At 61.0% G+C, this 12,669-nt stretch carries 14 protein-coding genes, 1 tRNA gene and 1 pseudogene; 8 read left to right on the forward strand and 8 right to left on the reverse strand.

From position 1 onward, the window contains the following. The first annotated feature begins 80 nt into the window (after nucleotides 1-80). A complete protein-coding gene (locus EN964_RS10170) occupies nucleotides 81-1,016 on the forward strand; it encodes a 3-keto-5-aminohexanoate cleavage protein (RefSeq protein ID WP_127268010.1) in 936 nt (311 codons plus the stop codon). After that, entirely contained in the window at nucleotides 1,013-1,441 is a 429-nt protein-coding gene (locus tag EN964_RS10175) for a thioesterase family protein (protein ID WP_127268011.1), read from the forward strand. The genes EN964_RS10170 and EN964_RS10175 overlap by 4 nt, the downstream gene beginning before the upstream one ends. 176 nt (nucleotides 1,442-1,617) lie before the next feature. Here the strand turns inward: EN964_RS10175 and EN964_RS10180 are convergent. Then, nucleotides 1,618-1,694 (reverse strand) — tRNA-Met (locus EN964_RS10180). A 240-nt stretch (nucleotides 1,695-1,934) separates the two neighbouring features. Between EN964_RS10180 and EN964_RS10185 the strand changes: the two genes are divergently transcribed. Further along, nucleotides 1,935-2,900: a Gfo/Idh/MocA family protein gene (locus EN964_RS10185; RefSeq protein ID WP_127268012.1), complete on the forward strand. Its 966-nt coding sequence runs from the start codon at nucleotides 1,935-1,937 to the stop codon at nucleotides 2,898-2,900. Between the two features lie 44 nt (nucleotides 2,901-2,944). On the opposite strand, the gene mnmA is transcribed toward EN964_RS10185, so the two are convergent. Then, nucleotides 2,945-4,135, reverse strand: coding sequence for a tRNA 2-thiouridine(34) synthase MnmA (gene mnmA, locus EN964_RS10190; protein WP_127268013.1), 1,191 nt, complete (start codon nucleotides 4,133-4,135; stop codon nucleotides 2,945-2,947). A gap of 288 nt (nucleotides 4,136-4,423) precedes the next feature. On the opposite strand from mnmA, the gene EN964_RS10195 reads away from it, so the two are divergent. Beyond that, nucleotides 4,424-4,699: a DUF1153 domain-containing protein gene (locus EN964_RS10195; RefSeq protein WP_013529904.1), complete on the forward strand. Its 276-nt coding sequence runs from the start codon at nucleotides 4,424-4,426 to the stop codon at nucleotides 4,697-4,699. A gap of 62 nt (nucleotides 4,700-4,761) precedes the next feature. Here the strand turns inward: EN964_RS10195 and EN964_RS10200 are convergent, their stop codons facing one another. After that, a complete protein-coding gene (locus tag EN964_RS10200; protein ID WP_127268014.1) occupies nucleotides 4,762-5,688 on the reverse strand; it encodes an NADP-dependent oxidoreductase in 927 nt (308 codons plus the stop codon). A 90-nt stretch (nucleotides 5,689-5,778) separates the two neighbouring features. Between EN964_RS10200 and EN964_RS10205 the strand changes: the two genes are divergently transcribed. Next, on the forward strand, nucleotides 5,779-6,177 hold the full coding sequence (locus EN964_RS10205) for a helix-turn-helix domain-containing protein (protein WP_127268015.1): 399 nt from the start codon (nucleotides 5,779-5,781) through the stop codon (nucleotides 6,175-6,177). Nucleotides 6,178-6,263: 86 nt separating this feature from the next. On the opposite strand, the gene EN964_RS10210 is transcribed toward EN964_RS10205, so the two are convergent. Continuing rightward, complete coding sequence (locus tag EN964_RS10210; protein ID WP_013529907.1) at nucleotides 6,264-6,641, reverse strand: flagellar export protein FliJ; 378 nt, start codon at nucleotides 6,639-6,641, stop codon at nucleotides 6,264-6,266. Nucleotides 6,642-7,093: 452 nt separating this feature from the next. Between EN964_RS10210 and ctrA the strand changes: the two genes are divergently transcribed. Then, entirely contained in the window at nucleotides 7,094-7,789 is a 696-nt protein-coding gene (ctrA, locus tag EN964_RS10215; RefSeq protein ID WP_006203583.1) for a response regulator transcription factor CtrA, read from the forward strand. A gap of 102 nt (nucleotides 7,790-7,891) precedes the next feature. Here ctrA and EN964_RS10220 read toward each other — a convergent pair whose 3' ends face one another. Both EN964_RS10220 and chpT read right to left on the reverse strand, forming a co-directional pair. Then, the gene (locus tag EN964_RS10220) at nucleotides 7,892-8,296 is read right to left on the reverse strand and encodes a PleD family two-component system response regulator (protein WP_127268016.1); all 405 of its coding nucleotides are present in this window, start codon (nucleotides 8,294-8,296) and stop codon (nucleotides 7,892-7,894) included. A gap of 239 nt (nucleotides 8,297-8,535) precedes the next feature. Next, on the reverse strand, nucleotides 8,536-9,165 hold the full coding sequence (gene chpT, locus EN964_RS10225) for a histidine phosphotransferase ChpT (RefSeq protein ID WP_024504504.1): 630 nt from the start codon (nucleotides 9,163-9,165) through the stop codon (nucleotides 8,536-8,538). 391 nt (nucleotides 9,166-9,556) lie between these two features. On the opposite strand from chpT, the gene EN964_RS10230 reads away from it, so the two are divergent. Together EN964_RS10230 and EN964_RS10235 are read left to right on the forward strand one after the other, a co-directional pair. Beyond that, nucleotides 9,557-10,093 (forward strand): DUF1134 domain-containing protein, encoded by a 537-nt coding sequence (locus tag EN964_RS10230; protein WP_236382921.1) that lies wholly within the window; start codon nucleotides 9,557-9,559, stop codon nucleotides 10,091-10,093. A gap of 190 nt (nucleotides 10,094-10,283) precedes the next feature. Then, entirely contained in the window at nucleotides 10,284-11,420 is a 1,137-nt protein-coding gene (locus tag EN964_RS10235; RefSeq protein WP_127270376.1) for a hypothetical protein, read from the forward strand. A 91-nt stretch (nucleotides 11,421-11,511) separates the two neighbouring features. Here EN964_RS10235 and EN964_RS10240 read toward each other — a convergent pair whose 3' ends face one another. Together EN964_RS10240 and EN964_RS38440 are read right to left on the reverse strand one after the other, a co-directional pair. Continuing rightward, nucleotides 11,512-12,327: an RNA methyltransferase gene (locus tag EN964_RS10240; RefSeq protein WP_127270377.1), complete on the reverse strand. Its 816-nt coding sequence runs from the start codon at nucleotides 12,325-12,327 to the stop codon at nucleotides 11,512-11,514. 164 nt (nucleotides 12,328-12,491) lie between these two features. Continuing rightward, a pseudogene (locus tag EN964_RS38440) lies at nucleotides 12,492-12,669 on the reverse strand (ArsR family transcriptional regulator); the annotation flags it as partial.

Below are 12,669 nucleotides of genomic sequence, written 5' to 3' on the forward strand. Positions count from 1 at the left end.
GGTTCGGTTGGGCTGTGGTCGTGAGGATTGCCTCGCGCTCGAGAGATAGCAACAAAAGGCAGACAAGGGAGAGTTCAACCATGAAGAAATCGCCGAAAGTCGTCATCACCTGTGCGGTCACCGGTTCGATCCACACGCCGACGATGAGCCCGTATCTGCCGATAACGCCGTCCGAGATCGTCGACGCCGCCGTCGGAGCAGCCGAAGCCGGAGCGTCGGTGATCCATCTGCATGCCCGCGATCCGGAGACCGGCAAGCCTACCCCTGATCCAAAGCTGTTTATGGATTTCCTGCCGCGCATCAAGCAGCAGACCGACGCCGTGATGAACATTTCCACCGGCGGCGGGCTGAAGATGACCCTCGAAGAGCGCCTTGAAGCCGCGCACGCTTCGAAGCCGGAACTCTGCTCGCTCAATATGGGATCTATGAATTTCGCCCTGCACCAAATCGCGCCGAAATACACCGACTGGAAGTACGACTGGGAGAAGGGCTACCTGGAAGACACAAAGAAGGGCATCGTCTCCAACACGTTCGAGCAGATCGAGCGTATCATCGTCGAAGTCGGCCAGGCCTACGGCACGAAGTTCGAGTTCGAGTGCTACGATGTCAGTCACCTCTACACGCTTGCGCACTTTCTAGACCGCAAGCTGCTGAAGCCGCCGCTTTTCGTCCAGACGATCTTCGGGCTGCTGGGCGGAATCGGCGCCGACCCAGAAGACATGATGCACATGCGCAGGACGGCTGATCGGCTGTTCGGAGACGATTATCTCTGGTCGATCCTTGCCGCGGGCAAGCACCAGATAAATCTCTGCACGATGGGCGCGATCATGGGCGGCAATGTACGGGTCGGTTTGGAAGACAGCCTCTATGTCGGCAAGGGCACGCTCGCTAAGAGCAATGCCGAACAGGTTGCCAAGATAAAGCGCATTCTCAACGAGTTGTCGCTCGAAATCGCGACGCCCGACGAAGCCCGTCAACTGCTGGATCTCAAGGGCGCAAACGAGGTCGGGTTTTGACGCCCGGCATCGAAACCTATGTCGGCGTCGTGCATCCTTGGATGTGCGACGCGATGGGCCATCTCAACGTTCGTCATTATGTGGCCATGTTTGATGACGCCAGTTTCCAGTTTCTGGGCAGGATTGCCGATCCTCGTTTGACGCCGACCCTCGGCTGGGCGGATGTAAGGATGGAGATCGACTACGTGCATGAAACCGCGGCGGGAACCCTGGTCACCGTTCGCAGCGTTATAGAAAAGCTTGGGAAATCGTCGCTGACTTATCTACATGAAATGCGCGGCACGCTGGATGGAGTCCTGCATGCGCGCATGCGCACCGTAACGGTACGCTTCGATCTTCAAGCGCGGAGCAAGATCGAGATCGAAGGCGAAGCCCGGCAGGCGAGCGCGAAACTCCCGAGGGGTGAAGCCGATACGCGTGGGTGACGGCGAGAATGTCCGGTGACGGCATCGTTAGCCGCATTGGCGTCACTGAGCGAGATGCTGTAGGTCGCTGAAGGCTTCTACTCGCCCTACGAAGGTCAGGTATGCCGCTATCGCACAGGACACCGCATGGGGCAGCCCGCCACAATCGGCCATTGCGTACGATAGTGGCGTTGAAGTGGTAGCGGGAGAGGGACTTGAACCCCCGACCCCAGGATTATGATTCCCGTGCTCTAACCAACTGAGCTACCCCGCCAGGGCGGCGAAAGGCCCGAAATCCGCCTCAAATCGAAAGGCATGTCGGGGGCGTTCGCCAAGGTCGCGCGGATATAAGGTTGGGAGGGTGAGCCTGTCAAGCTTCGAAGCAACCGGCTTGCCGGCTTATCGTCATTATCGAAAAGCTTTGCCATGCGGACATTTGGTTGCCGCCGCCGGGGTTGAGTTCGAAGGGGCACGTCGCTATGTCTCGGCCACGAGTTTTTAGAGTTTGAAACAGATGAAGCCGCGCATAGCAGTCCTCGGTTGCGGATACTGGGGCAGCAACCACATCCGCACTCTCAAGGCGCTCGGCGCGCTGTACGCGGTCTCCGACACCAACCGGGCCCGCGCAGAAGGCTTCGCCAGCGAGCAGGACTGCCTGGCGATCGAGCCGGACCAGTTGTTCGTGCGTGACGATATCGACGCCATCGTCATGGCGCTGCCGCCGCAATTCCATGCCGACCTTGCCGTGCGTGCCGTCACGGCCGGCAAGGACGTGCTGGTGGAAAAGCCGATCGCGCTGACGGTTGCCGACGCCGAGCGTGCGGTGCAGGCGGCCAAGGACAATGGCCGCGTCTTCATGGTCGGCCATGTCCTGCGGTTCCACCCCGCCTTCGAGACGCTGAAAGGGCTGATCGACAAGGGCGAACTCGGCGAAGTCCGCTACATCCACTCGCACCGGCTCGGCCTCGGCAAGTTCCACACAGAGAACGACGCGCTGTGGGACCTGGCGCCGCACGATCTGTCGATGATCCTGGCGATCACCGGCACGGAGCCGATCGAGGTGCGCGGCGAGGGGGCCGCCCTGCTCGACAATCTCAGCGACTTCGCGCATCTGCACATGCGCTTCCCCAACGGCCTGCGCAGCCATCTCTTCACCTCGCGTCTCAATCCCTATCGCGAGCGGCGGCTGACCGTGGTCGGCACCAAGGCGATGGCGGTGTTCGACGATGTCGAGCCATGGGAACGCAAGCTTGCCGTCTACCGCCATGCAGTGTGGCAGGACAGCGGCCAATGGGCCTTCACCACCAATGAGCCATCCTATGTCGCGGTTGCCCAGGGCATGCCGCTGACACGCGAGCTGGAGCATTTCATCCAGTGCATCGAGACGCGTGCCGAGCCGCGCACCAGCGGCGAGGAAGCGATCAGGGTGCTGCGCATCCTGACCGCCGGCACGGTCACCCACACCAAGTCGAATTCCTGAAGCGCGGATTATTTATTCGGCGGGAATCTTATTCGGCAGGTATCTTATTCGGCAGGTATCTGGGCCGGCCTGGCGGCAAGCCGGGTCAGCATCGCCTCGGCCTCGGCGCCACGCTCCGAACGCTCGATGAAGCCGCCGCCGAACACGCGAGCTTCGTTGCCGTCATCGGAGTAGAGCACGCAGGCCTGGCCCGGCGCGATGCCGGATTCGCCGTCGACCAGTTCCACCCATGTGGCACCGGCACGATGATGCAGCACGGCCGGGCGCGGCGGCCGCGTCGAGCGGACCTTGGCGAACAGCTCCAGGCCGCCTGCAGGGACGTCTGTGAGCGGTCCGTCGCCCAGCCAGTTCATATTGCGCAGATAGATCTTGTGCGTCTCCAGCGCCTCGCGCGGGCCAACCACGACGCGAGCGCGGTCGGCATCGAGGTGGACGACGTAAAGCGGCTCGCCGGAAGCGATGCCGATGCCGCGGCGCTGGCCGATCGTGTAGCGCAGGATGCCCTCATGGCGGCCGAGCACGCGGCCGTCGATGTGGACGATGTCGCCCGGATTGGCCGCGGTTGGCTTCAGCTTGGCGATGATGTCGGAATACTTGCCCTGCGGCACGAAGCAGATGTCCTGGCTATCCTGCTTGGCGGCAACCGCCAGCCCCATCTCCTCGGCGATGGCGCGAACCTGCGGCTTCGACAGGCCGCCGAGGGGAAAGCGCAGATAATCGATCTGTGCCTGCGTGGTGGCGAACAGGAAATAACTCTGGTCACGGTCGGCGTCGACGGGCCTGTAGAGCGCGCGGTGGGCGCCGTTGGCGCCGGAACGGATGTAGTGGCCGGTGGCCAGCGCGTCGGCGCCGAGCTCCTTGGCGGTGGCCAGGAGGTCGGCGAACTTCACCGTCTGATTGCAGGAAACGCACGGGATCGGCGTCTCGCCGGCGACATAGCTCTCGGCGAAGGGATCGATGACCGCCTTGCGGAAGCGTTCCTCGTAGTCGAGCACATAATGGGGGATGCCGAGCGTCTCGGAGACACGGCGGGCATCGTCGATGTCCTGCCCGGCGCAGCATGAGCCGGCCCGGTGCGTCGCCGCGCCGTGGTCGTAGAGCTGCAAGGTGACGCCGACGACGTCGTAGCCCTCGCGTTTCAGCAGGCCTGCGACGACAGAGGAATCGACGCCGCCCGACATGGCGACGACGATGCGGGTGTTTTCGGGACGTCCGGGAAGATTGAGACTGTTCATGATGCTTTCGTTCTGCGCGGCGCCTCAATGCCAATGTCGAGAATATAGGTCAAGCTTTACCGGCGCGCCAGCGTGCAGGGCGATTCACCGGTTGCGGCCGATCTCCGCCAGGGGATGCATTTTCCCCGGCAAATCAGCGTTTGCGGGCAGATGTTTCAAATGCCGGCGAAAAGACTAACGCGGCGTTCATGATCCTTACCTAGTCATTAGGGTCTGCTTAGGCAATTTTTAAAGCTGTGGCGGTAACGTGGCGGGGATTGGGTCTTTGAGTTTTTTGTAGAGAGTACGATGACCGATCTGGTTAGACCGAGAGTCAAATATGTTATCGGGCCTGACGGCAGCCCTCTTACGATTGCCGATCTGCCGCCGACCAATACACGTCGCTGGGTTATCCGGCGTAAGGCGGAAGTGGTTGCGGCCGTGCGCGGCGGGCTTTTGAGCCTGGACGAGGCATGCCAACGCTACAAGCTCACCACCGAGGAATTCCTGTCCTGGCAGGCGTCGATCGACGAATATGGCCTTGCCGGGCTGCGCACGACACGCATCCAGCAATACCGGCACTGACATTGCGAATTTAGACGAAGGGCGCGGCTAACCCCGCGCCCTTCTGTTTTCACCGTTCCCGCTCAGAGCGATAGCACAACCTTGCCGATCGGCTTGGTGGCGAGGAAGGCGTGAGCGGCCCCCGCCTGGTCCAGCGGGAAGCTCTTCGCCACATGGACGGCGAGCTTGTTGGCATCGATCAACCGAGCCAGTTCCACCAGGCCCTCCCTGTCGGGAACGACGGACATACGCTCGACCCGAATGTCTCGCGCGCCGGCCTGGGTCCTGGTGTTGTCGCCGACATCGAGCAATGACACCAAAACGCCGCCACGCCTGAGCACCTTCAGCGAGCGTTGGGCGTGGTCGCCGCCCATTGGATCCAGCACCAGATCGATGTCGCGAACCTTATCGGTGAAATCGCCCTTGGTGTAGTCGATGACCTCGTCGGCGCCGAGTTCGCGGAGGAAATCGAGCTTGCCCGGGCTGACCGTGGCGACAACGTAGGCGCCGCGCGCCCTGGCGATCTGCACCGCCAGATGACCGACGCCGCCGGCTCCTGCATGGACCAATATGCGCTGCCCCGATTTCAGCCCGCCGTGGCGAACAAGCCCTTGCCAGGCGGTGAGGCCGGCCAGCGGCAAGGCGCCTGCCTTGAGGTGGTCCGCGCTCTTCGGCTTCAGTGCGATTTGATCGGCAGGCACGGCAGCCAGCTCGGCATAGGCCGCCGCCTGCTTGGGGAAGCGCGGCATGCCGAACACCTCGTCGCCGATCTTGAAGCCGGTGACGCCGGCGCCGAGTGCTTCGACAGTTCCCGAGATATCCCAACCCAGGATGTAAGGCGGCTCGCCGAGCAAGGGGTAGTAGCCGGCACGGACGGCGCCGTCGACCGGATTGATGCCTGCGGCCTTGACGCGGACCAGCACTTCGCCGGTCTCTGGCGTGGGATCCGGCTGATCGGCGATGACAAGGACGTCGGGTCCGCCGACGGAATTCTGGATAACGGCACGCATTGAGATGTCTCCTGCTTGGTTGGTGCCACTATCATTTGGATAGTAATATCCCCTTGTCCAGTATGTACCTTCCTGATATATACGCACCTCATGGATAGTGAAGATGATTGCGGTTTCGGCTATGATGCGTTCCGGCGGGCGTGTCCTTCGCACACCGTGCTGGAGATGCTGGCCAGCAAATGGGTCTATCTGGTGGTTTGCGCGCTGCGCAAAGGCCGGCTGCGCAATGGCGAGCTTGCCCGGAAGCTCGAGGGCATCACGCCGAAGATGCTGACGCAGACGCTGCGGGTGCTCGAGCGCGACGGCCTGGTGCGGCGCGAGATCTTCCCGGTCATTCCGCCGCGCGTCGAATATGAATTGACCGAGCTCGGCCAGAACCTGGCGGGGCTGCTTACCCAGATCAGGTCATGGGCGGAGCAGCATGCGCCGGATATCAAGGATGCCCGTGCAAGGGCAATTGCCGAGAGTGAAGGGGATTTGGCCGCGTAGGGCGGGTTCATTTTTCCCGCCGGAGCCGCAAGCCGCGACAATGCGCCAGCCTGATGGCGAGCGTTGGTGCGGCAAACCGCCAGGTCTTAGCCGATCATGGCGCTGCGGCCACCGACTTCGGCTTCGCGGATCTTCGTGTCGCGCGATTCCAGCATTTCCGCCTTGGAAAGCTCCGCTTCAGCTTCGCCGAGTAATGATTCGGCGGCGCTTCGCTGCTGGGCGAGGTCGCTTTGGGAATTCCTGAGGTTGTCGCGGCGCAGGCGAGCCGCCTTGGCGAAGGTCGGATAGGCGAAATGGTTGATGTCTGTGATGCCGGCCTTCTTTTCCTCGGCGGTGATCTGAAGCTCCAGCTCGACGGCCATGCGTTCGAACTCGGCGATCATCATGTCGAGCTGGAGCAGCTGCCGCCGCTTCTCATTCACCTGAAACTGTTTCAGCCGAACGAGGTTTTCACGTGACTTCATGATTCGGTACTCCCGGAAACGCACACCCGCACTTATCGTCCAAACCACCTGGAAACGCCCAGGCCGCACCCGTGTCCACCGCCTTTCCCCGAACTATGGGAAACAAAACCCTAAAGTTTTTTGCCGGCGGTAACCATTCGTTTACGGGCATTGTTAATCATACGGGTCAGGACTTAAGGCCGGGTAAAAATTCCGGCCACCGATGCGGAAGCGACGTCGATGAGTCCCTGGAGTCGCTTAGTCCAGGTTGTTAATGTGTTGCATTAGGAATTTGGTTCTGAGATTCGTTATTAGATTCAAGAGGGTGTAGAAAGAGGTTAAAAAATCTGGTACCGTCATGGACGGGAAATTAGGATTTGTTAACCATTCAATGGCAGCCTCTGCACAAGGCAACCACTGCTCCGGGTCCGGACGGGTCGTGAAATGGTCCGGCAGCAGAAAAGGGGAATGAAATGCGTGTTCTGCTGATAGAAGATGACAGTGCAACCGCACAAAGCATCGAACTGATGCTGAAATCGGAAAGTTTCAACGTCTACACGACCGATCTCGGGGAAGAGGGCGTCGATCTAGGCAAGCTCTACGACTACGATATCATTCTTCTCGATCTCAACCTGCCCGATATGTCGGGCTACGAGGTCTTGAGAACGCTTCGCCTTTCCAAGGTCAAGACACCTATTCTCATCCTCTCCGGCATGGCCGGCATCGAGGACAAGGTGCGCGGCCTCGGCTTCGGCGCGGACGACTACATGACCAAGCCGTTCCACAAGGATGAGCTGGTTGCCCGCATTCATGCCATCGTGCGGCGCTCCAAGGGCCACGCCCAGTCGGTCATCACCACCGGCGACCTGGTGGTCAACCTCGATGCCAAGACCGTCGAAGTCGGCGGCCAGCGCGTGCACCTGACCGGCAAGGAATACCAGATGCTGGAGTTGCTTTCGCTGCGCAAAGGCACCACGCTGACCAAGGAAATGTTCCTCAACCACCTCTATGGCGGCATGGACGAGCCTGAGTTGAAGATCATCGACGTCTTCATCTGCAAGCTGCGCAAAAAGCTCGACGCGGCATCGGGCGGTCAGAACTACATTGAAACGGTCTGGGGGCGCGGCTATGTGCTGCGCGAACCGGAAGACATTCGCGTCAGCGCCTGAGCGACGAATCGCTCGAATCTTTTCCATAAAAAACCCGGCTTCGGCCGGGTTTTTGCATGACGGCTGGTAAGGGTCTGTTTTGGGCTGCTGAGCAGGAAACCGTCACGCACTTTTTCTGGAATTGCTCAAGGGTACCGAATCAGGTGCGCTCTTCAAGGTGCGAAAGCGCTCGAGCAGCTGCGGGCGGTTGAACGGCTTCAAGAGATAGCCCTGGGCGCCGGCTCGCTTGGCCCGCATGATCGAAGCAATATCGAGCTCGACCAGGGAAATCAGGATCTGCGGCCTTATCGGGCTCTCCATGGCGCGGACGCGACGGATGAGATCGACCGCCGGTACGTCAGGCAAGGCGCCATCGACGACGATGATGTCGGGCATATCGGCGGCGCACATCTCCAGCGCGTCCAGTCCGCTGGCGGCCTCGATGACAATCATTTCGGAGCCGCCCAGGATGCGTTTTGCAACCTTCCTGATGACGCTTGAATCGTCGACGAACATGCAGCGTTTCATTTCCGGGTCCTCTTTGCCTTCTGGCAGTCCGGTAGCGTCGGGGGCATCCAGGACGCACCATAGGCCAATCTGGTAAAGAAGCCGAAAAGGCGTTAGGTAAAATTTTTACAAAGATAGGCAGGTGCCTACTTTTATTCGCGAATGCTTTGGCGCTGCCTGGACGACCAGACGCATCTCAAGTCGATGAGCTGGAATTACAGATTTCAATGTAGAAATACTTCGCTTTATCGGCTGCGCAATCAGGCCGCAGAAAGCACGATTTCTTCCGGCGTCGCGTGGATCGATATCGTCATGCCGGCTTCGCGCGCCAGAAGCAGCGTGTAGTAGGGCTGCACGGAATGCGCGTCGATCGGTTCCTCCGGCTTGTGGCCGGAATGCAGTTCGAGGAATTTCGGCGGCACACGCAGCATCGGGCCAGCCGACGCAAGCGCGAAACGAGGTTCGGTCTCAAGATTTTCCAGCGTCACGGAAAGCTTGCCGCCGCGCGGAATGGCGGCATTGGCGACGAGGATCAGGTTGAGCAGCAGCTTGACCTTGTTCTTGGGCAGCAACGCGCGGGGCCCGTTCCAGGTCAGTTCCGGCTTTTCGTTCTTGAGGAAGGCGATGGCGACCGCTTCGGCATCGCCGGTATCGATCAACATGCCGGCCGAGCCGGCGGCACCAAAGGCGATGCGGGCGAACTGCAGGCGGGCCGAAGCGTTGCGGGCGCTCTGACGGATCAGCTTCATGGCGTCCTCGTCGGCGCCGCCTTCATCAAGCAATTCGAGCCCGTTGTTGATCGCGCCGACCGGCGAGATGATATCGTGGCAGACCCGGCTGCACAAAAGCGCTGCCAGATCGGGTGCGGAAAGGGTGAACAGATCGGCCATCGGCGAAAAATCCCTGCAAAATCTCACAACTCATGGCCGGGCGATCGATCGTCGCCTGCCACACGAATCACACACTCTCTCCTCGGGCTTTCTGAATACACAGCGCCCGTGCGTGCAGCAACAAATCCAAATTGTGGTTGTGGCAAATGGCGTGTTCACGCAGGCTGCCGGCCCCACTTGAGCGACCCCAAACAGCCTTCGAACCGCCATGTTCATGTGGGAGCTTAATGGTTGAAAAAGGATTACGGCATAGTTTGCCCCTAACAGTTACCCTTAACGGCCGGCTAAAAGAGCCGTACGGGGTGCGAGGCGTCGGCGAAGGTGCTCCCTGACGGAGATTGGAAGCATGTTTTCCCGATACTACGACCGGAGCTTTCTCCGTGTCTTCTCAATGGCGGTCACGCTCCTGGGCGTTCTCGTCTTCTCGACTTCAGCCCTGCGGGCCCAGGAATACACCGCTCAGGAGATTGTCGATTCCGGTCACAAGTTCTTCGGCGCGACATCAGGCGGGCTCGCCACAGTCGTCGAGAAGATTTTTGCTTCCTACGGCCTGCCCAACGGCTATCTGCTGGGCGAAGAGGGCTCGGGCGCGCTGATCGGTGGCCTGACCTATGGCGAAGGCACGCTCTACACCAAGAATGCCGGCGACCACAAAGTGTTCTGGCAAGGCCCATCGCTCGGCTGGGATTTCGGCGGCGAGGGGTCGCGGGTGATGATGCTGGTCTACAATCTCGACGATGTGGGCAGCCTCTACAACCGCTATGGCGGCGTCGCCGGTTCGGCCTATGTGGTGGCTGGCGTCGGCTTCAACGTGCTGAAGAACAACAATGTGGTTTTGGTGCCGATCCGCACCGGTGTCGGTGCCCGGCTTGGCGTCAATCTCGGCTATCTGAAGCTTACCGAGCGCGCCACTTGGAATCCGTTCTAAGCTGAAGTCCTTGGCTGTCGTTGCACAAAACCGGGACCGCTTTTGGGTCGACATGCATTAAACTCGTGGCGTTGCGGCAAACCCTTGCCGCAACGCTGGATTTCCGCCATGTCAACGTGGCACAGTCAAAGCGCTCCATGCGCTTTTGGTTTATCTGGTTTGATGCTTACCGGCCACAACGGGTAGTCACTTGGTCCAGTCGGTCCTGTTCTTCGTCCTCGGCTTTCTCTGTGCTGGCTTTCTGGCGCTCATGGTGGCTCCGGCCATATGGCGTCGTGCGGTCACGCTTACACGCAGACGCGTCGAATCCTCGATCCCTCTGACGCAAACCGAAATCCAGGCGGACAAGGATCGCATCCGCGCCGAATACGCCATGACGACGCGCCGCCTGGAAATCAGCGTCAAGGCGTTGCGAGAGAAGACGGCCGAACAACTGGTCGAGATCAATCGCGGTCGCGAGGCCATGAAGGGCCTGGCGGTCGAGCGGACGGACAAGAACCAGGCGCTGACCGAACTGGGTGCGAAGAACGAAGCGCTGCGCCAGCGAGAGGGCGAGTTGCAGCAGCTTTCGGAGCGTCTGAAGGAAACCGAACGCAAGCTGGAAAAGCGTGCACTTGAGCTGCAAAAGCTGGAGCGCATGTATGACGACGCCAGTTTTTCCTCGAGCAGCCGGCAGATCGAACTCGTGGCGCGAGAGTCCGAAATGCAGAAGCTCGCCAGTGACATTGCGATGCTGCGCGGCCAGCGCAAGGAAGCCGACAGGCGCGGCCAGGAAATCGCGGCCGAAAGCAAGGCCGCGCGGGAGGCCCTGAAAGCCGAGAAGAAAAGGACCGCCGAACTCGACAAGAAGGTCGAACGGCTGCTGGCCACACTTGCCGATCGCGAAGACAAACTCGACCGCCGCGAAAAGGAACTGGCACGCATGCGCGAAAGATCGAAATCCGAAGACAGCGCGCCAGCCTTGCGGCTGGTCGGCAAAGGCGGCGATGTCGCCAGGAGTGATGATTTGGACAAGGCAATCGCCAAGCTCGACAGTGACCGTGAGCAGCTCGAGGCGAGGCTGACGGCGCTGGCGCGCGAGAACAAGCGGCTGAAGGCCGACCTCACCGCACTGGCCGCGTCCAAGGCCACGGACAGCAGCTCCGCCTTGCGCGAGCAGATGAACGCGCTGGCGGCGGAGGTCGTCCATCTGACGGCGAAGCTCGAGGGGCCTGGTTCGCCGATCGCCAAGGCATTGGCAGTACCGTCGGACGCCCGCTCCGGCAACGGTGACCGCAGTCTTGCCGACCGCGTGCGCGCGCTGCAGAAGGCTGACGCGACAAGCTGAATCAGGCCTCCTTAGAGCATTTCACCGTTTCACGGAAACGGCGAAATGCCCTAACTCTTTGCTTTGACGCAATTCTGGACGGAAAACCGCTTCACACTTTTCCTGGAATTGCTCTGGCCGAAAAATGATGCAGCGCAATGGCTGAAGCCGCGGCGACATTCAGGCTGTCGAAGCCTTCCGCCATGGTGATCCGCACGTCGTGCAGGCTTGCGAGCAGGTCGTCCGGCAAGCCTTCGCCCTCGGTGCCGAGATAGAGCGCCAGGCGCTTGCTGCGCTGCGCATCGCGGATGTCGGTCTTCCCGCGTGGCGACAGCGCGAATTGATCGAAGCCACGTCGGGCGAGCATCGTCGTGAAGCCGGCGGTGTCGGAGAACGATGCGAAAGGGATCTTGAGCGCGGCGCCGACCGAAACGCGGATCGCTTTGCGATAGAGCGGGTCGCAGCATGTCGCATCCAGCAGGACCGCGTCAGCGCCAAAGGCGGCGGCATTGCGGAAGATCGAGCCCACATTGTCATGGTTGGCGATGCCGACGAGCACCACGACCAGCGCCCGAGGCGGCAAGCCGTCGAGCAGGTCTTCGGCCGGCTGCGGCTCTCCCTTGCGGCCAATGGCCAGGATGCCGCGATGCATATGAAATCCGGCGATAGCGTCCATCACCGCGCTGGTGGCGACATAGACCGGGAGGTCGGCGGGCGCCTTGCTCAGGATGTTGTCGAGACCTGCCAGCCGGTTTTCCAGGACCAGGATCGATTCGGCGGCAAAGCGCCCGGTCGAGAGCAGCAGGTCGAGCACCACCTTGCCTTCGGCGACGAAGCGGCCTTGCCGGCCGGCGAGGTCACGCTCGCGAATGTCGAGATACGCAGCGACGCGCGGATCTTGCGGGTCGTCGATGCGAATGGGATCCATGCATTCCTCGCGACCGTCGCATCGGCCCGAAAATCCGGACCGCTTCCCGGCGCTCACCTGGTTTGGAAAGCACGATGCGACGATTCGGGACAATCAGCCAGCTTTATGCGCCCCGGATGGGCGCATGTCGCTCTGAAAACGCCGGCGAGATCGGCGCTATGTGGTCAGGTTCCAGCACGGCGCAAACGGTGCGCCATCTGGGACAGATCATCCTTGCCGCTGCCGAAAATGCCGTCCAGCATGACAAGCAGTTCTCGCACGGCGTCGGATTTGCAGGAGTAGTAGATCATCTGCCGGTCGCGGCGGGTCTCGACTAGGGCGAGCGCCCGCAACTTGGCGAGG

The sequence above is a fragment of the Mesorhizobium sp. M7A.F.Ca.CA.001.10.2.1 genome, from assembly GCF_003998575.1.
GTDB lineage: Bacteria > Pseudomonadota > Alphaproteobacteria > Rhizobiales > Rhizobiaceae > Mesorhizobium.